The organism is Paraburkholderia sediminicola (genome assembly GCF_046027355.1).
In the GTDB taxonomy this organism is placed as follows: Bacteria; Pseudomonadota; Gammaproteobacteria; order Burkholderiales; family Burkholderiaceae; genus Paraburkholderia; species Paraburkholderia sediminicola_B.
In genome coordinates this window covers 1-18,649 of the sequence record NZ_JAQQEK010000025.1, presented here as the reverse complement: position 1 = coordinate 18,649, position 18,649 = coordinate 1, and the positions used below count along the sequence as shown (strand labels likewise).

Here is an 18,649-nt window from a genome sequence, read left to right as displayed (position 1 = left end):
AATGGCGCAAGACATCCATCAACTGATCGCTCGCGCGCAAGCCGAATACGTGCGCTGCATCGACGACGGCGATCTCTCGCAGTGGCCGGCGTTCTTTACCGAAGCATGCGTCTACAAGGTCACCACCGCCGACAACTACAAGCGCGGCCTTGCGGGCAGCATGATTTACGCGGCCTCGCGCGGCATGCTGATCGACCGCGTCGCTTCGCTGCGCGACGCCAACATCTATGAGCGCCACGGTTACCGGCATCTGCTTGGACAGCCTTATGTGGTGAGCGAAAACGAACGGGAAGTGCGTAGCGAAACCTCCTTCATGGTGGCGCGCATCATGCGCGACGGCACGACAACGCTGTTTGCCACTGGCCGCTACTGCGACGCGTACGTCGTCGAAGAGGGTTGCGTGAAGCTGCGCGAACGGATCGTCGTATGCGACAGTTCGCGCATCGACACACTGCTGGCATTGCCGCTATGAAACAGGCAATGAGCCACTCCATGACCATTGCGCTGGCGATCGGCGACCCGAACGGCATCGGTCCCGAGATTGCGGTGAAGGCCGCCGCGCAGAGCGCGCGCGACATGGCCGATGCCGGTCCGACGCGGCGTCTGGTTCTGTTCGGCGATGCGTTCGTCATTCGCTGGTATGTGCAGCGCTGCTGTCCCGGGATGACGCTTCGGCAAGTGCAGGCCGACGATTTGCCCGCGGCCGAACCCGGCGCGATCGACGTGGTCGACGTCGCGTCGCTGGCTGCCGAAGCATTCGCGCCGGGTGAAGTCGCGGCCGCGGCCGGAACCGCGACGCTCGCCTATGTCAGCGTCGCGCTCGCTGCCGCGCGGGCGGGCAACGTCGACGTCGTGATCGCGTGTCCGCATTCGGAGACGGCGATCAATGCGAGCGGCGTGCGCTTCGCCGGCTATCCGGGCTTCGTCGCGCAGCAGATGGGCGTGCCGGTTGACGACGTGTATCTGCTGCTGATCGGCGGCGGCCTGCGCATCGTTCATGCGACCTTGCACGAAGGCATTGCATCGGCGCTCGCGCGGCTCGATCAGCGCCACATCGTACGCGCCGCGCGAGCCGCCGCGCAAACGCTGCAATTGATGGGCATCGAGCGCCCGGTGGTCGGCCTGATGGGCATCAATCCGCACGCGGGCGAAGGCGGGCTGTTTGGCCGCGAGGACATCGACATCACCGAACCCGCCGCGCGGCAGTTGCGCGACGAGGGCATCGCCGTGATCGGACCGGAAGGAGCGGATCTGTTGCTGACGAATCCCGATGTCGACGTGTTCGTCGCGATGTATCACGACCAGGGGCACATTCCCGTCAAGCTGCGCGCGGGCCGCCATAGCGCGGCGCTGTCGATCGGCGCGGGCGTGATGTTCTCGAGCGTCGGCCACGGCAGCGGCTTCGACATCGCGGGCACGCTGCGCGCCGATGCCGCGCCGCTGCTAGGCGCGCTGCGCCTCGTGACAACGGGCACTGTGCTCCCCGCGCAGGCCGGCTGAAACGTCTTAACCGCTCATCGAGGTCACATTTTGGATTACCAGATTTCCATCGCGGGAAGCGATGTCGTATTCCGCTGCGCGCCGGGCGAAACCCTGCTCGACGCCGCCGAGCGTTCGGGCTACAGCGTGCCGTACTCGTGCCGAAAAGGCGTGTGCTCGACCTGCGAGGGCGGCGTGGTGGCCGGCGCAGGCCGCTCGTCCGTGCAGGGTGAGGTGGCGGGACCGGGCGAGCGCGTGCTGATGTGCTGCCTGCGGCCGTCGTCGGACATGACGATTGCGCCGCGCAAGATCGAAAAGCGTGAGCCGGTTGTGCGCAAGACGCTCGACATGTCGGTGTACCGCGTCACGCAACCCGCCGCCGACGTCAGCGTCGTGCAGTTGCGCCTGCCTACCGGCTCGCGCGCGAAGTTCCGCGCCGGTCAGTATCTGCAGATCGAACTCGAGGACGGCAGCCGCCGTAATTATTCGATGGCGAATCCGCCCCATGAAAGCGACAGCGTGCAGCTTCACGTGCGCCACGTGCCGGGCGGCAAGTTTTCCGGCAGCGTGCTGCGCGGGCTCGAGAAAGGACAGAAGCTGCGAATCGAATTGCCTTTCGGCGAATTCACGCTACAGGACGAATCGACGAGCCCCGCGATTCTGCTGGCAACCGGCACGGGCTTCGCGCCGGTCAAGTCGATCGTCGAGGACGCGATCAAACGCAAGCTCGAACGTCCGCTCCATTTGTATTGGGGCGCGCGCCGTCAGGAAGACCTGTATCTGTTCGAGCTGGCGCAGAAGTGGCACGCGAGCGGCAAGCTGACGTTCGTGCCCGTGTTGTCCGAGCCGCACGATGATTGGACCGGTCGTCGCGGCTTTGTGCACGAGACGGTGCTCGAAGACTTCGGCACGCTCGCCGGCTATCAGGTCTATGCGTGCGGCAACCCGGCCATGACGAGTGCCGCGCAGCGCAGCTTCGTCGAAGCAGGTTTGCCCGACGAGGATTTCTTTAGCGACGCCTTCGTGCACACCGATATCCGTCCTTAGAAGACGCGACGCTTTCCCACACAATAACCAGGAGACAAATCCGTGGCATCCCCCTTTATCGACGTAGTCGAGGTCATTGAACGCCAGAAGGTCGGGGCGGGGCAGTGTCTGGTCGTACTGCTCTGTGCGTTGCTGATGTTCCTCGACGGCTTCGACACGCAGGCGATCAGCTACATCGTGCCGGTGCTGTCAAAAGACTGGCATTTGCCGCGTGAGATTCTCGGCTCGATCTTTTCCGCCGCGCTGGTCGGCCTGATGATCGGCTATCTCGCCATCGCGCCGCTGTCGGCACGCTTCGGCCATAAACGCATGATGCTGACGAGCACGCTGCTGTTCGCGGTGTTCACGATGCTGACCGTGTTCGCAACGAACGTGACCGAACTGATCGGCCTGCGGTTTCTGACGGGCATCGGCCTGGGCGCGGCCGCGCCGAGCGCCGTTGCGCTGACCTGCGAATTCGCGCCGAAGCGGCTGCGCGCCACCTTTGTGTTGCTGGTGTATTGCGGCTTCTCGCTGGGCTTCGTCGTGGCCGGACTCACGGCCGGCACGCTCATCCCCGCGTACGGCTGGCGATCGTTGATGCTGGCCGGCGCAATCGCGCCGCTTGCGCTGACGCTGCCGCTCTCGTGGCTGTTGCCGGAGTCGCTGGCCTTTCTGCAACGGCGCCCGCAAGGCAATGAGCGTATGCGCGCCGTGTTGCAGCGGCTCTTCCCTCGTGTCGACGTGCCGCTCGGCAGTACCTTCTGGCTCGAAGACCAGAACGAAACGCGTGCGAGTGTCGCGGCGCTTGTCAGAGGGCCCAGGTCGATCGGCACCGTGCTGCTCTGGCTGATTTTCTTCCTCAACCTAGCCGAGTTCTACTTCATGCAGAGCTGGCTGCCCACGATGATGACCGGCCTGAAGTATTCGCCGTCGGCGATTGTCTGGATGACCGCGCTGCCGACCATAGCGGGCGTGCTGTCGGCCGTGCCGCTCGGCCTAGCGATGGATCGCGTTGGCCCGTACGTGACGCTGACGGTGATGTACCTCGCGGGCTGGGTGTTCATGTGGCTTGTTGGCGGCGCGTTCTCCGGCAGCATTGCGTGGTTGATGGTGATGGTCTTTTGCGCTGGCTTCTGCATCAGCGGTGGGCAGAAAAGCGTGATCGCACTCGCGGCTGTCTACTATCCGCCGAACCTGCGCTCGACCGGGGTGGGCTGGGCGCTCGGCATCGGTCGGCTCGGCGGTATCGCGGGGCCGCTGATTGCAGGCATGCTGTATTCGGCACACTGGACGCCCGCGGAAATCTTCCGCTTCTCGGCGTGGCCCGTGCTCGTCGCCGGTCTTGGCGTGTTCGTGATGGGGCGCATCTACGGTTCCCGTACCGTGGAGGCCGCGACGAGCACCGCAAGATAGACCGGAGATCCAGTTTTCAGCCGGCGGCCTGTCGCTTCCGGCTGATTCATTGAAGTACCTCCGCAAAACAATCATTTAAAAAAACCAGCGATGTCTGCCGTTTTCTCGCGCTCCCGCGAGAAGGCGCGGACTCGTCACGCCTGAGACATTATGAAAAAGACCTCAATCGCATTGTTGACTCTGCCGCTCCTCGCAGGCGCGGCTCATGCGCAAAGCTCAGTCACGCTGTACGGCTTCCTCGACGCCGGACTCGTTTACGTGAACAACCAGTCCGGGCACGCTAACGTGCAAATGATCAACGGACAAACGAACGGCAGCCGCTGGGGTTTGCGCGGCAGCGAGAATCTCGGCGGCGGCCTGAAGGCCATCTTCACGCTTGAAAACGGTTTCGACACGTCGAACGGCAAGCTGCTGCAAGGCGGCCGCGAATTCGGCCGTCAGGCGTTCGTCGGACTCAGCAGCGACACGTGGGGCACCGTGACGCTCGGCCGCCAGTACGACCCGATGACGGAACTCATCGGCGAGATTGCCGCGACTTCGATGTGGGCATGGCTCGGCACTCATCCCGGCGACTTCGACAACCTGAACTCGACGTTTCGCGTGAACAACGCGGTGAAGTATCAATCGCCGAAGTTCTACGGTTTGCAGGCGAGTGGCATGTTCGCGCCCGGCGGCGTGGGGGGCAACTTCGGGTCGGGGCGCGTCTACGCCTTGGGGCTCAAGTACGCGAAAGGTCCGTTGAGCGCCGCGCTCGCATACGACAACATCAACAACCCGTCGGTGTCGGTGCTCGATAGCGCGCTTTCGCCGGGCCAGCCCGGCTACGTGAGTCCGAGCAAAACCCCGGTGCTCAGCGGCTTCGCCTCGGCGAATGTGTGGCAGATCTTCGGCGCGGCGGCTTCTTACAAGATCGGCCAGGGCAGCATTGGGCTCGTATATACGAACGCGCGGTTTCAGGACATCCGGCATACAGCGTCCACGCCGAACACGGGCAACGCGAGTTTCAACAGCTATGAGATCAATGGTCGCTATAACATTACGCCCGCATTGCTGATCGGCGCGTCGTTCGACTACACGAAAGAGTCCCGCGCCAAATACGAGCAGATCGATTTCGGTCCGAACTACTCGCTCTCCAAGCGTACCGATATCAATCTGGTCGGCGTGTGGCAGCACGCGTCGGGTGTCGATTCGACAGGACATGCCGCAGTCGCGGCAATCAGCACGCTAGGCCAGTCGTCGACGCCGACCCAGGTCGCTGTCAAGTTTTCATTACGGCATCGCTTTTGAACACCGCCTCCCCCGACTTTGCTAACCCACGATAGAAAATAACGCACTGGCATGCCGTAAAAAAACCGGTATGCCAGTCACGTGGCGCGTGCGACCATCGACGTCAACGGTGGCAGCCACATTCATTAGTCGGCGGTGGCTGAACAGGATTCCCCCGGCGATCAACGTAAGGTGTAGTTTCAAACCAGACTTTATGGGTAGCGGAGCACCTGCTCCGCACACGCCCTTGTTTGTCCATGATGGTATACAGCATCGAGCTTCGACTGCTTCGCGCGGCGGCACCCTAACGCTGCGGGGATACTCCAAATCAATGTAGCGGCTACCCATTGGCTGTTGCAGACACCGAGCCGCGAAACCATTGGCCCAGGCGCCCGCGACGCACTTCTGCGGAATACCACGAGACTAAGAACGTCGGGCGACGAGGGCGCTTGACAGAGGGGCCGTAGGGATCTGAACGTAATCTCAAATGAAGAGGACTGGGATGACTGAAGCATATTTGTGTGACGCAATGCGCACGCCGATCGGTCGTTACGGAGGCTCGCTGTCTTCTGTGCGCGGTGCCTCTGCGCGCGCTGGTCGAGCGTAATGAGGACATGGATTGGGAGGCCGTCGAAGAAGTGATCTACGGCTGCGCGAACCAGGCGGGCGAGGACAACCGCAACGTTGCGCGCATGTCGGCGCTTCTTGCGGACCTGCCGGTCGGCACGCCCGCTTCCACAGTGAACCGTTTGTGTGGTTCGGGTATGGATGCGGTGGGCATTGCAGCGCGGGCAATCAAATCGGGCGAAGCGCGTTTGCTGATTGCGGGTGGTGTCACAAGCATGAGTCGCGCGCCCTTTGTATTGGGTAAGGCGACAAGCGCATTCTCGCGTCTGGCGGAAATCCAGGATACGACCATTGACTCGCGCTTTGTCAACGCGCTAATGAAGAAACAATACGGCGTTGATTCAATGCAGGAAACTGATGAGAACGTCGCGGACGACTATAAGATGAGTCGTGAAGATCAGGACGCGTTCGCGTTGCGCAGCCAGCAGAAGGCCGCCCGCGCGCAAAAAGGCGGGACATTGGCATATGAAATTACGCCGGTCGCGATCCCGCAGAAGAAGGGCGACGCGCTCCTCGTTTCGAAGGACGAGCATCCGCGCGAGACGAGCCTCGAGGCGCTGGCGAAACTCAAGGGTGTCGTGCGTCCGGAATCGTCGGTGCCGGCGCGATGGGACAAGGCATTGCGCAGATAGCAGCGCTTGCCGGTCACGAAGTGCGACTTATGGATATTGATGCTGCAGCTTGCGCTCGGGCGATTGCTGCAATCGGTGCGGACAAGCCTGCCTCAGCGAATTGCCGCGCCGACTTACCCCGCCTGTGACGGCGGATCTGATACGCATGTTTTGACACGTAACTGCTACTCGTTTTCGAAACGCAGTCAGGTCATAGTACGCGACACAGATAACTGCGCGAAGCCAATTTCATGCGTTCCTTTCAACGCTACACAGTACGACTGCGCCGGCTGCGACCTGTATTCGACGAGCATCTTGACGAGGTCGTGACCGTCGCCGTCGTGTCGGCCCTAGCCATTTTTCTGGTGGCCAGCCTGATCAGAGTTCACGACGCCGCTGTGCTGGCTGTCGCGTTGTCTGCTTGCGTTGCGCTTGTGTACGGGGGTTACGGGGTCTCACCAAAAGCAAGATTGCGGCGCGCGGCGCGCATCGGTCTTCGCTGCGGGGAGTTCCATGTCGTCTATCAGCCCATCGTGGACACGCACACGCGACGCTGCGTGGGCGTGGAAGCCCTGCTCCGGTGGGTCATCCAAAGTTCGGAGCCGAAGGCCGGGGGGGCATTCGAGCGCTCGAAGGCACGCGTCTGCTCGGCGCATTGACCTGTTTCGTACTACGCGAGGCGAATAACGCACTGACGCAGGTGCCGTTCGCTCAGGACTGGCATATATCGGTAAATATCTATGCGGGGCATCTGATGGAGGAGCGCTTTGCCGAGGATATCTGTGAGTCCGCCGGTCCAATGCTCGATCGCCTCGTTCTGGAACTCACCGAGCGCGGCTGCGTCGAGCGTACGCCGCGAGTTATCGCGGCGCTTAGCCACTTGAGGCAACGCGACGTACGCCTGTCACTCGACGATTTCGGCACCGGCTTCAGCAATCTGGACTTACTCTTGGATTTCCGATTCGATCAGGTGAAAGTTGACCGGCGATTTCTAGCCATGCGCGGCGAAGCGCGAACCCTGTTTCTGAAGTCGATAGCTGCTCTAGTGCATACGCTTGGGGCCAAAGTTGTCGTGGAAGGCGTCGAGAGCGCTGCAGAACACGATGTGATACAGCGCTCGGGAATCGACCTCGCGCAGGGATACTGGTATGGTAAGCCAATGGCAGTTGAGCAGCTTCGTGCGTTTGCGTCGGCGTAGACGTCGATAAACACACCACACGGTGTGACCCGAATGGAGCACGGAGCGTGAAAGACGAATTCAGCATGGATGCGGAGCGGCAACCACAACCAGCCACCGCCAACCTGCTACCGGAAAGCAACCACGATCAGTACTTTGAGCGCATGACCAGCATCGCTGCGCGCGCACTGAATTTACCGATCTCAGTCATATTTCTGGACAACTTGGGTCAGCCCGAAGTCATGGGTGCAAGCGGGTGCAATCGGGATGTCCTATCGCATGTGGAGACGTACTATTGCCGGACGCTCCAATGCGAGGAACCGTTCGTCGTCAGGGATGCGTTGTTCGATCCGAAGCGTGCGCAAGGGCCACTGGCAACCGGCGGCCCGGGGATTCGCTTCTTCGCAGGCATGGCGCTGCGTCTACCGTGCGGCAAACCCATCGGTATGCTATGCGTGATGCACACGATGCCGCGGCGCTTCACGCGCCAGCAGCGTCAGATGCTGGTAGACCTGGGACAATTGATCGAACACGAAGTTGGCGTGCGCCAGCTGGACAGCCCTGATCGTTTGCAGGTGCTTCAGGCGATCGACCGGCTCCAGGCCCAGCATGCGCTGTACGTCGAGATGTTCTATCGGACACCGGTCGCTATCGCGCATATCGGAAGGGACTGGGAGTGGCGGCACATGAATGATGCCTGCGTGAAATTCTTCGCGCACTCGCGTGCGCCGCTGACGAAAACGAACATACTCGATCTGCTGGATGCGAGCGACCGGACCAGCCTTGAACAGGTCGTGCAGGCACTCAATCGTGGGCGCGGGGTCGAGGTCCTGACGCTCGACGTAACGTTCCGGTTGCGCAACAAGCAAAGGAAGCCAGCGCGCGTGCAGGTGGCATTGAAGCAGGCGGCGCCGACCCGCGACGGCGGCTGGCTGTTTGTCATTCACGATACCCAGGCGGAGCAACGGGAAAAAACCGCGCGAAGCGCGGGAGGCGGCGTTGCATCGGGCAGCACATGAGGCCTCGGAAGTTCTGCGCAGCTCGCATGAGCGGCTGACAACCGCAGAGCGACAATTGGGAGCCACGCGCGTAGACTTGCGCGCCATCGCTGACAATCTGCCGGTGCTGGTCGCTTACGTCGATGGTGAACGACGTTTTCAGTTTGCCAACTCAACCTATCGCGAGTGGCTGGGGTTGGACCCGGAGGAGATCGCGGGACGGCTCACCCATGAGGTTCTCGACGCTGACTATGTTGCTGCCATCGAGCCGTACGTCAAACGCGTGCTTAACGGCGAAAGGGTCGAGTACGAGGTCGGAGCGACGCTTAACGGGAGCCAACGTGTCCTGCGTGGTGTGCTGGTGCCGCGTCGCGTCCACGATCAGTCGGCTAACGGGTACTACCTGCTGGTGCAGGATGAGACTGAGCGAAGGGCGTTGCGCGATCGCACGCGGCATCAGGCGTTCCACGACGCGCTGACCGGCCTGCCTAACAGGCGCTCGTTCCGCGACAGGCTGGAGGAGGCATGCGCAGCAGGAGGCGACGGTGTGGCTGCCATCATGTTTATCGACCTCGACGGCTTCAAGGCTGTCAACGATACATACGGGCATCAGTGCGGCGACGAAGTACGTGTTGAAGCAGCGCGCCGGGTCAGCCGCTGCGTGCGTGGCGGGGATCTGGTTGCGCGGCATGCCGGGGATGAGTTCTCGGTACTGCTGACCGGCCCTGCCATCGACCGTGCTGCATTAGAGAAAATTGCACGTGCAATCCGGCTGACACTGAGTCAGCCCATAACTCTCGGGGCGAAAGTCGTCCAGTTATCGGCGAGCATCGGCATGTTACCGCGCGACCAGGCAGCGTCATTGAGTGGCGAAGCCCTGTTACGCGCGGCTCATGCCGCAATGTATCGTGCGAAAGTCGCGGGCAAGGCGCGTATTGTCGTGCATGAGCTTCACGATTCACCGGCCGGGATGCGCGGTTGAGATCGACGCGCGTGTCATGCCGGCTGAATCGGACCGGCCAGCTTTGCGCCACAACGCGATTCATCGGCGCACAGGGCGCCTAGTGTCGCGACCGCTTTATCGAGCTGCGCCGACCACGGGTATCCATAGTTTAGACGCACACGGTGTCGAAAGGCGCCGTCCGCAGAGAAGATAGGTCCGGGCGCGACGCTGATGCCACTGTTGAGCGCAGCCTGGAAGAGGCGTATCGAGTCTACGTGATCCGGCAGCGCCACCCATGTGAAATAACCGCCGTCAGACCTCGTCGCCATTGTATTGGCCGGGAAGTACCGCCTAATCGCGTCGAGCATCTGCGATTGCTGATGGGCCAACTCGCGACGTAGTTTGTGCAGGAAACGTTCATAGCCGCCGTGCTGCAGATAGTCGGCGATTGCGCGCTGCGCCGGCATGCTGGCCGATAGCGTGGTCATCCATTTCGCACGTTCCAGCCCGCCCGCGAACCTTCCGGCTGCCGCCCAGCCGATACGATATCCGGGCGCAAGGCATTTCGCGAACGATCCACAATGGATGACAAGACCTTTCCGGTCGAAGAATTTGGCTGGACGCAGCGGGTCCGGGCCAAAGTGCAGCTCGTTGTAGACGTCATCCTCGATGAGCGGCACGTCGTGTTTGGCAAGCAGATCAACCAGCGCCTGCTTTCTGGAATCGTCCAGCGTCACCCCGGTCGGATTGTGGAACGAGGTCATGAACCAGCAGGCGCGAACTGGATGTTGCTGCAGCGCCCGCGCGAGCGCATCGAGATCATGACCCTCCACCGGGTCAACAGGAATCTCCACTACGTTCAGCCTCAGACGTTCGATAGCCTGCAGCGCTGCATAGAACGTCGGCTTTTCGATCACGATCACATCACCTGGAGCGGCGAGCAACTGGGCGCTTAGCGTCAGGGCTTCGAGTGCACCGCTCGTAATGATTATCTCGTCGGCGGGCACCGTCATCCCCGCCATCAGGTAACGCAACGAAATCTGCTGGCGCAATCCTTCGTGCCCTGGTGGCAGTCCGTCGACCATGCTGGCCAGGTCCGTTGAACGATTGACCGTCGCGCACGACTTTCCGACGCGCGCCATCGGAAACAGCGCGGGGCTCAAGAACGCTGAACCAAGTGGGACAGTCTCGGGCTGCCTGATCGTCTTGAGGACCTCAAAGACAAGGTCGCTGATATTGACGGTCTTCGGGTCGGTACCCGGCGAGGTGCCGGGCCTTTGCTGCGGTAATTCTCTGGAAGTCGCCGACACGAAATAGCCTGAACGCGGGCGCGCCTTGATCATGCCCCGATTTTCAAGCAGGTAGTAGGCACGAAATACCGTCGCGGGGCTCACGCCCCAGGCCTTGCACGCCGCGCGAACCGAAGGGATACGCGCGCCGGGTGGCAGATCGCCGCGTTTGATGAGCTCACTGAGTTGGTCGGCTAGCCGCTCGTACCGTTTCAACTTGTACTCCTCACAGATAACACCGTTGCGGGCGTCGGACCCGCCCCGGTAGCACACACATTTAACGTTAGCAGAAAGCCACTTATCAATCTGATACGGCTTTTCTTTTGCAATCTGCTTCTATTGCGGACGCGCACACGCTGGCAAAGTGCGGCGCAGACACTTTCCACTTCTTTCGATGTTTCGGCTACGCGTAGCGGTCCATTCGATAGCGATTTTAAAGCCGAATTTTTTAACGATAAATCAATGGCATTTGGGTTCCCGGTATCAACCATCAGATGCAGCGCGCTCATCGCGCTCCGTCGGTCGTGGAGACGAGGTATGGCAGTCGTGCTGGTCACCTGCGCAGGCACCTCACTCGCTCTTGCAGATTCGGCCGGCACTGGTTCCAGTCGCAGCCTTACGTTTGAACGCAACGTTTGGCAGCCACTGACGGACTGGCTTGCTGGTCCACCAGCGCCCCCGATTCACTTCGGCTCAGCCTGCACGTCCAATGCGCAGTTGCCCGTTATTCCCGCCGCCCTTGCCGGACCGGTCGCTGGCCCGATGCCTGTACTGACTAATACTTGCGATTCGTTGGCCGGCACGCGTGCCGATGCTACCGGCACCGTTGCTGCGATGGCCAGCTCGGGGCGGAACGTTGTGACGCTGCTTAGGGAACTGCGGTGGCAAATCAGCGACCACGCGGCGGCAGAGCGAGGCGGCCTTCTGGCCTCTGATGCAGTGGCCGGTACCGCGTCGCGGGTCGACCGCGCGCAGCAGTCGCCGGAACCACCAGCGATGTCGACCCCGGATTGCTCATTGAGTTGGGGTTGTGAAATGCGAGCGGTCTCGATCGCAACCGACACACTCGCCTCGGTGCAGCCTTCGGCGAGCACCGCTACGCAGCTTACCTCAGTATGGACCATATTGGGCTTTGTATTGTGGCCGATTCTGGCGGTGGCCTTGGTCGTTGCTATCGGTTGGGCCCTCAAAAGGTGGTTTCGCTACGACAAGTCCCTGCTGCGAGCAGCGCGTGCAGGGCTGCGTCGTGGCCGGTTCCATGTTGAGTATCAACCTGTCGTTGGCGTGCGGCGGGCCAGGTGTGTCGGCGTCGAAGCATTACTGCGATGGGACAACGAGAAATATGGCGCGCTGGGCCCGGCCCACTACATGGAGTTCATTGAGAGCAGCAGCCTGATTGGGCCAATGACGCGATTCGTCCTGTCGCGGGCCGCGCAGGATCTGCGTGAAATCGGGGCTCCGAAATCACTCTACCTGGGCGTTACCGCTCCCGCTACTTACCTGGTAAGTTCTGCGTTCCTCGCGGACCTGGGTGACGTTGGCTCCCTCGGGCTTCCACCGCTAATGCTGAAGATCGGGGCAGGCAGCGTGATGAAGTTCAGAAAACGTCTCATCCCGATGATGGCGCAGGCGCGTGAGAAAGGGGTGCGTTTCGCCCTCTCGGGCGTGCGTCCCGCGGACGTCGGACTTGAACTGCCGCCAGACATGACCTTTGAGATGATGAAGATTGACAGGGAAGTGCTCGGAATGGATCCAGATGAGCGCTCCAGACAGATCAGTGCGTTGACGAGCATGGGCCATGACATGGGCGCCGTGGTCGTGGTCGAAGGCATTGAGAACGCGGTGCATCACAACATCGCGCGGGCAAGCCGGGCCGAATTCGGTCAAGGTTTCTTCTACAGCCGTGCACTCGGCGCGAGCCCGCTGAAGGCATTTCTCCAGACCGCCAACGCCCCGTCCTCAAAACCGGCGGGAGCTGCAACCGTGCTCGGCTGGCGGGTCCGAAATTTCTGAATGAAGCATGCCGCCCGCAACTGGCGTAACCCGCGTCAACTCAAATTGATTAGCATGACACAATAATGAAGCGCTATCTCCAACTGGCGACAGAGTTCGAAAACCTGATTGCGAACGGTACGCTTGAGCCCGGCGTGCGGCTCCCGTCGGTGCGCCAGGCGAGCAGTTCTTACCGCGTCAGCCCTTCAACGGTTTTTCAGGCTTACTACACGCTCGAACGACGAGGCCTGATCGTAGCAAGACCTCGGTCGGGTTATTTCGTCGCAAGTCGGCCTGCGCTAACGAAATCACTAACGATCGTTTCAAAGCGCAGTATTGACGAGGCTGATGGCGACAGCCTGGTTATCCGCTTCATGCAGGCTCAACGCCGATGCTCCCATCCGGGGCTTGGCTCAGGGGAGCCGAGTGCCCAGCTGTTCCCGCTTGGCAGGATCTCACGCTCGTTGGCTGCGGCGGTTCGGAGGATGTCGAGTTCCCGGAATGCCTTGTCGGCGGGAAAGGCGGAAGCAGATCTGCGTCGCCAGATCGCCCTGCGCTACATTGTCACAGGTGTTACCGTTCCAATCGATGAGGTTATTGTGACGAGCGGCGCGCTCGATGCACTGATACTGTGTCTGCAGGTTCTGACGCGGCCTGGCGACACTATCGCAATAGAACGGCCCGCTTTCCATGCTGTGCAAGGCGCGGTTCAGCGCCTGCATCTGAAGGCCGTGGAAATCCCTGTCGATCCCCGCCGTGGACTCGACCTTGGCGCGTTAGCCGAGGCGTTGCGGCAGCATCCGGTACGGGCTTGCTGGTTTATGACGACGCTGCACCAGCCTACCGGCGCGACGCTCTCCGATGAACGGAAGGAGGCGCTCGTGAGGCTGCTGGCAAAACATGGCGTGCCGTTGATCGAGGACGACGTATTCCGCGAACTGCATTTTGGCCTGACTCCCGCGTATCCGGCGAAGCGCTTCGATTCTAACGGCCTCGTGCTGCACTGCGGCTCGTTTTCGAAGAGCCTTGCGCCTGGACTGCGCCTCGGTTGGGTCGCGGCGGGGCGATACGCCGCGAGAATTGAGCGCGCGCGTTGGCTGACGATGGCCCCGGCGTCTGTGCCCGCGCAATGCGCAATTGCCGACTACCTTGAGCATGGGGACTACGACCGCCTTCTACGCAAAGTGCGTCGCGAACTGGCGTACCTTCAGACCCGGATGGTAGCCGCCGTCGTCAGGTACTTCCCCCAAGGGACATTAGTGGTCCGGCCGCCGGGCGGATTCTTTCTATGGGTGGAACTTCCGGAAGGAGTCGAGACAGTGCAGTTGTTCGAGATGGCGGAAGCGCACGAAATCGCGATAGCACCTGGTGCAATCTTTTCATGCAGCCGCGAATTTCGCCGTCATATCCGGCTTAACTATGGCCGTCCGTGGACCTCGGACGTTGAAAAGGAGATGCACACTTTGGGCCTGTTGGCGACGCGAGCGATGGCTGAGCAAGGGACTGGCCGCCATACCGGGCGCGAAGGGTCGGAATAACTGGCAGACGAGGAGCCTTGATTGAAGGCGGTGCCAGCTGGAGCGGAGAGCATCCGGGGCCGCCCGCGTCCCGCGTCCGGCGGCAGCCGGCCCAGAGCGGGTCAAAACGCGTAGCCACCGGGAATTGACGAAACCTGTCTCGGCGCGGATCGCCGCATGGATTGCGGCGATCCGAACGTCAAATCCCAGACGCACACATCACGAAGGGTCAACAAGCCCATACGGGCGTGACGCACGCGTCGCCTTCGTAACCGCTTCTGAACTGAGTAGTTTGATCACCCGCTTCAAGTTGTGAGTGATCGTCGAAAGTGGTGTACGGATGAGGTGGAGTTTTGAGAAGGCGGTGGCGGTTAGCTGAGAATGTTGCTTGTTGAGAGTCTACGCTACCAATTGGTAGCGATTTCAGTCATAGGGCGGGACCGTGGCATCGACCCGTCAAGGGAGACAAAGGCGTGGAAGACTTTCAAGTGATCGACCACATCACGGACGGGGTGATGTCGCTCGACCGGGAGTGGAAGTTTCGAAACATCAACCGTACCGCTGCGCGGCTGCTGAAGCGCCGGTCGACGGACCTGCTGGGTCGCGAGATCTGGGCCGAATACCCGGACCTCATCGGGTCGAGCTACGAAACGGCCTATCGGCAGGCGGCCGAGACCGGTATGCCCAGCACCGCGACCGACTACTATGCGCCGCTCGGTACCTGGTTCGAAGTGCGGGCGTTTCCATGCGACGACGGCGTCACCGTGCTTGTTCGCGATGTCACCGAAGCGCGTGCGATCTCCGAACTCTTGTCGCGCCAGGCCACGCACGATGAACTGACCGGCCTCATCAACCGGCGCGAACTGCTGCTGCGCCTGAACCGTCTCGTCGACGAAGGCGCGGCCGATTCCGTCGATCTCCTCTTCATCGACCTCGACCGCTTCAAGGACATCAACGATTCGTTCGGCCACGCGGCGGGCGATGAAGTACTGCGCGTCGTCGGCGAGCGTCTTTCGGACCTGCTCACCGATCGCGCCCATGCATCGCGCATCGGCGGCGACGAATTCGTAATTTTCCTCGTCGACGCGCCCGAGGGCGAGGCCGCGCGCGTCGCGCGCGACGTCATAGTACGCATGCGCGAGCCTATCCAGACGCCGTCCGTGCGGGCGTCGGTGGGCGCGAGCATCGGCGTGGCGCGCTACCCCGTGTCGGCGTCGGATGCGGGCGAGTTGCTGCGCAACGCGGACACCGCGATGTATCACGCGAAGCGCGTGGCCGGCTCGCACGTGTGGTCGTTCGGCAAGGAGGATGCGCAGCGCCTCTCGCATCGCCTGCGGCTACGCGCGGATCTGGAAAGCGCGAGCGCCGCGCATCAGTTCGAACTGCACTACCAGCCACAACTGGACCTGCACACGGGCCGTATCTACGGCGCCGAGGCGCTTCTGCGATGGAACCATCCCCAACTGGGCCTGCTCATGCCGGCCCACTTCCTCGACGTGCTGCTTGAGTCGCCGGCCTACGAGGCGACGGGCGAATGGCTGATTCGCCTCGCGTTCCGCCAGGCGGCGCAATGGCAGGCGACGGACAGCATGCCGTTCAGGATCGCCGTCAATCTCTCGGCCACAACGATCCAGAACTGCGATCTCGCCGCATTGGTTTCGGAGGCGGCCGAGGCGTCGGGCATGTGCGCTTCCGTACTCGACATCGAAGTGACAGAGACTGCCGTCATGAGCGACTTCGTCGTGGCGTCGCGCTCGCTTTCGGCCGTACGAAGGCTCGGCGTGACCATCTCGCTCGACGACTTCGGCACCGGCTACTCGAGTCTCGCGTACCTCACACGGCTGCCTGTCGATCGCATCAAGATCGACAAGTCGTTCGTGCAGGGGCTCACCGTTAAGGAGACCTGCCACCAGGCACGCGCGATGGTCGAAGCAATGGTGGCGCTCTCGCGCGCGCTGGGCATGGCAACGGTCGCCGAAGGCATCGAGACCGAAACCCAACTGGTTCTCGTCAGGGAGCTCGGGTGCGATGCCGCGCAGGGATACTTTATCGGCAAGCCAGTGTCGGCAGTGGGCATCGAACCTTATGCAGAGACGCGGTTTGGCCCGGCGCCGACTGCGCTTTCGTCGTCGCAGGGCGCACGAAGTGGATCGCGCTAGCGGTCAACGCGTAGTCGCCCGGTTCGCATTGCTTCTTCTTACGCCCGGTGAGCCGGCATCTGCCTCCGCGCGTCTTCACGCGTGCGAAAGCCAGCAACCCGATATCTAACGGCGATGCGCTGCAACCGAAGCGGCTCAATTGGGCCTTCAGAAGGGTTCTTGGCGGCTCCGCGTCGGCGTTCAAACAGACTGATTGCCTGGCTGCGGAAGAATCGGCCGGCGAACTTGCCGATAGCGAAGCTCCCGTGCAGCGGCGACGCCCCGGATTGCCGAACGCGACGCAACAGGAAAGAAACATCGTCAGGTTCTGGAAGCGCGGCATCGTTTCCGAGTGACGGCGACTTTGCCCGTGGTCCGTAACTCTTTTAATTGCACCGGTGCTGCGGTAATGATGGTCACTATGGCGTGCTGTTCGCAAGCAACAACGCCAACGACTGTGGCAACGGGATCCTGACGCCAGAGATGCACGTATGCGCGCTGTGCCCAGTTTCTGCGCGTATGCGTTAAACATGGATTTACGTTCAAAGAAATTAGATAGCAAGAAACGGAGTGCTTGTACCGGGCTGCTGCCATAACTTGATCATTCGATCCCGCAGTTGCCGAGGTCGGCGGACACCGCACGGTACGCTCGAACCATGCTTAATCTTGCAGACACGCGATACGTCAATTCTTTCATCGACATCGCGTTCGCCTGTCTTTCATTGAATGGAGTTTAACCATGCTGCCATTTCTCTCGCTTCACGCTCTCGCAGCCCAACGGGGTGACGGACTGCGCCCTGAACTTCTGGCCTTATTTGAGCGCCATGCCGGATCAGAGACTGGTCTCGCTGCCATCATCGAACCTGACGAAGCAGAGCCCCTTAACCAGGTGGTGGACGTCGTGCCCAGGGAGCCAGTGAAGTAGTGCGGGGCTGCTGCCAACTACCTAAAAGATTTCCTGGAGCCCTTTTACCTTTCTGACGATGCAGATTCCTATGACCGACAAGGCTCACTTGATGATCGACTACCCTGACTATCTCGCCCTCGAGCGTGGCGCTTTTATCTTGCGTGGGTTTGCGCTGCGCTACGGGGAAGAACTGCAGCGCGGCGTAGCCGAGCTACAAAAGTCGCCACTTAATCGCCACCCTGTCACGCCGAGTGGACTGAGCATGTCCGGTGACTCCACAACTTGTTTTCATCTGGGCTGGACGACAATCGAGCGAGGTAAAGATCAGTTACCGACGGACGGTCCGCGCGCGGTAGTGCCAGAGGTGTTGAGGAGTTTAGGTGGGGATGCTGCAGCTGCTGTGGGCTTCAATAACTTTTCCCCTGACGTTAGTCTGGACAGTCACGCTTCGCAAGGTGCGCGCGTCTCTTTGCATCAGGAGATGAGCTGGCCCGAAGGAGGGGCGCCTATCGTTGCATTTGTATTGGGAATGGCCAGCGCATTTCTCTTCAAGGAGCACGAGTCGTCGGTCGATGCTCGCAGGATCAACCTTTGGCACGGCGACGTCATTGTGTGGGGACCGGCAGGCACCGCTTGAGTCAGTTGCACTTTCGACGTCAGCCTCCGGCCGCGTTTGATAGCGGCCCGGACGAGGCCAAATGGAGGCTGTGGTGACACCGCAAGCGCGGTCGTGAATGACAGCTTGTAACTTAGAAACGCCCACCCGAGCATCGTAGGATGGTCGTCCGTTGAGGGGTCGCGTGCTGCCGATCGTCGTCAGGCAGTGCGGCCAGTTTGAGTCATTCAACACCGGCGGGTGAATCGTTCACAATCTGCGTCAACTGCGATGTGGTCCCCGTCCATGCCGGCGCGAAAAGGGCACAATGGTTAAACCCACGGGTGCCTGCACCACAGGTGTGAAGGTGTGCGTCACTCGCCAGCGCATGGTCGGAAAAATCGCCTGACACAGTGGCTCGGACATAGCAGCTGGAGTAACGCCCGGCCGCCCGTGGCATTCCATCTACGAGCAACGATAACCGAGTGGCCATTTCTCATGGCGAACGGGGCTCCCGGGCAACTTTCGATACGTGCTCTCGGCCACAAGCCTCCGTTCACATGCGGCGTCGCTCAGAAGTTCAAGCGTCGGCTACACCTCGTAACCGGCCGTCGAATCGTAAATGACCAACGCTCGTCATCGGCCATTGCGGACGTTCGGCTGTCGGC

13 protein-coding genes and 2 pseudogenes are annotated in these 18,649 nt (G+C 61.3%); 14 read left to right on the top strand and 1 reads right to left on the bottom strand.

The genetic code is table 11. The features are described from left to right. Nucleotide 1: 1 nt before the first annotated feature. The 10 genes and pseudogenes from PQR42_RS32660 (at nucleotide 2) to PQR42_RS32615 (ending at nucleotide 9,582) form a co-directional block, all read left to right on the top strand. Nucleotides 2-472, top strand: coding sequence for an aromatic-ring-hydroxylating dioxygenase subunit beta (locus PQR42_RS32660; RefSeq protein WP_408494539.1), 471 nt, complete (start codon nucleotides 2-4; stop codon nucleotides 470-472). 8 nt (nucleotides 473-480) lie between these two features. Then, on the top strand, nucleotides 481-1,500 hold the full coding sequence (locus PQR42_RS32655; RefSeq protein ID WP_408494537.1) for a PdxA family dehydrogenase: 1,020 nt from the start codon (nucleotides 481-483) through the stop codon (nucleotides 1,498-1,500). Between the two features lie 30 nt (nucleotides 1,501-1,530). Beyond that, nucleotides 1,531-2,526 carry a 2Fe-2S iron-sulfur cluster-binding protein gene (locus PQR42_RS32650; RefSeq protein WP_408494535.1) on the top strand — a complete coding sequence of 332 codons (996 nt, stop codon included), beginning with the start codon at nucleotides 1,531-1,533 and terminating at the stop codon, nucleotides 2,524-2,526. A 42-nt stretch (nucleotides 2,527-2,568) separates the two neighbouring features. Continuing rightward, nucleotides 2,569-3,921 carry an MFS transporter gene (locus tag PQR42_RS32645; RefSeq protein WP_408494533.1) on the top strand — a complete coding sequence of 451 codons (1,353 nt, stop codon included), beginning with the start codon at nucleotides 2,569-2,571 and terminating at the stop codon, nucleotides 3,919-3,921. Between the two features lie 150 nt (nucleotides 3,922-4,071). Further along, the gene (locus tag PQR42_RS32640; protein ID WP_408494531.1) at nucleotides 4,072-5,208 is read left to right on the top strand and encodes a porin; all 1,137 of its coding nucleotides are present in this window, start codon (nucleotides 4,072-4,074) and stop codon (nucleotides 5,206-5,208) included. A 481-nt stretch (nucleotides 5,209-5,689) separates the two neighbouring features. Further along, nucleotides 5,690-6,419: pseudogene (locus tag PQR42_RS32635) on the top strand (thiolase family protein); the annotation flags it as partial. Nucleotides 6,420-6,421: 2 nt separating this feature from the next. Then, nucleotides 6,422-6,526 (top strand): annotated as a pseudogene (locus PQR42_RS32630) (3-hydroxyacyl-CoA dehydrogenase NAD-binding domain-containing protein); the annotation flags it as partial. Between the two features lie 479 nt (nucleotides 6,527-7,005). Further along, nucleotides 7,006-7,623, top strand: coding sequence for an EAL domain-containing protein (locus tag PQR42_RS32625; RefSeq protein ID WP_408494529.1), 618 nt, complete (start codon nucleotides 7,006-7,008; stop codon nucleotides 7,621-7,623). A 47-nt stretch (nucleotides 7,624-7,670) separates the two neighbouring features. Further along, nucleotides 7,671-8,621: a GAF domain-containing protein gene (locus PQR42_RS32620; RefSeq protein WP_408494527.1), complete on the top strand. Its 951-nt coding sequence runs from the start codon at nucleotides 7,671-7,673 to the stop codon at nucleotides 8,619-8,621. A 76-nt stretch (nucleotides 8,622-8,697) separates the two neighbouring features. After that, nucleotides 8,698-9,582, top strand: a complete 885-nt coding sequence (locus tag PQR42_RS32615) for a diguanylate cyclase domain-containing protein (protein WP_408494525.1) — start codon at nucleotides 8,698-8,700, stop codon at nucleotides 9,580-9,582. A gap of 14 nt (nucleotides 9,583-9,596) precedes the next feature. Here PQR42_RS32615 and PQR42_RS32610 read toward each other — a convergent pair whose 3' ends face one another. Further along, nucleotides 9,597-11,048: an aminotransferase-like domain-containing protein gene (locus tag PQR42_RS32610; RefSeq protein ID WP_408494523.1), complete on the bottom strand. Its 1,452-nt coding sequence runs from the start codon at nucleotides 11,046-11,048 to the stop codon at nucleotides 9,597-9,599. 321 nt (nucleotides 11,049-11,369) lie between these two features. Between PQR42_RS32610 and PQR42_RS32605 the strand changes: the two genes are divergently transcribed. The 4 genes from PQR42_RS32605 (at nucleotide 11,370) to PQR42_RS32590 (ending at nucleotide 18,023) form a co-directional block, all read left to right on the top strand. Further along, entirely contained in the window at nucleotides 11,370-12,845 is a 1,476-nt protein-coding gene (locus tag PQR42_RS32605) for an EAL domain-containing protein (RefSeq protein ID WP_408494521.1), read from the top strand. Between the two features lie 65 nt (nucleotides 12,846-12,910). Next, a complete protein-coding gene (locus tag PQR42_RS32600; RefSeq protein ID WP_408494519.1) occupies nucleotides 12,911-14,362 on the top strand; it encodes an aminotransferase-like domain-containing protein in 1,452 nt (483 codons plus the stop codon). Nucleotides 14,363-14,814: 452 nt separating this feature from the next. Beyond that, entirely contained in the window at nucleotides 14,815-16,500 is a 1,686-nt protein-coding gene (locus PQR42_RS32595) for a putative bifunctional diguanylate cyclase/phosphodiesterase (RefSeq protein ID WP_408494517.1), read from the top strand. Between the two features lie 974 nt (nucleotides 16,501-17,474). Continuing rightward, on the top strand, nucleotides 17,475-18,023 hold the full coding sequence (locus PQR42_RS32590; protein WP_408494515.1) for an alpha-ketoglutarate-dependent dioxygenase AlkB: 549 nt from the start codon (nucleotides 17,475-17,477) through the stop codon (nucleotides 18,021-18,023). Nucleotides 18,024-18,649: the final 626 nt, after the last annotated feature.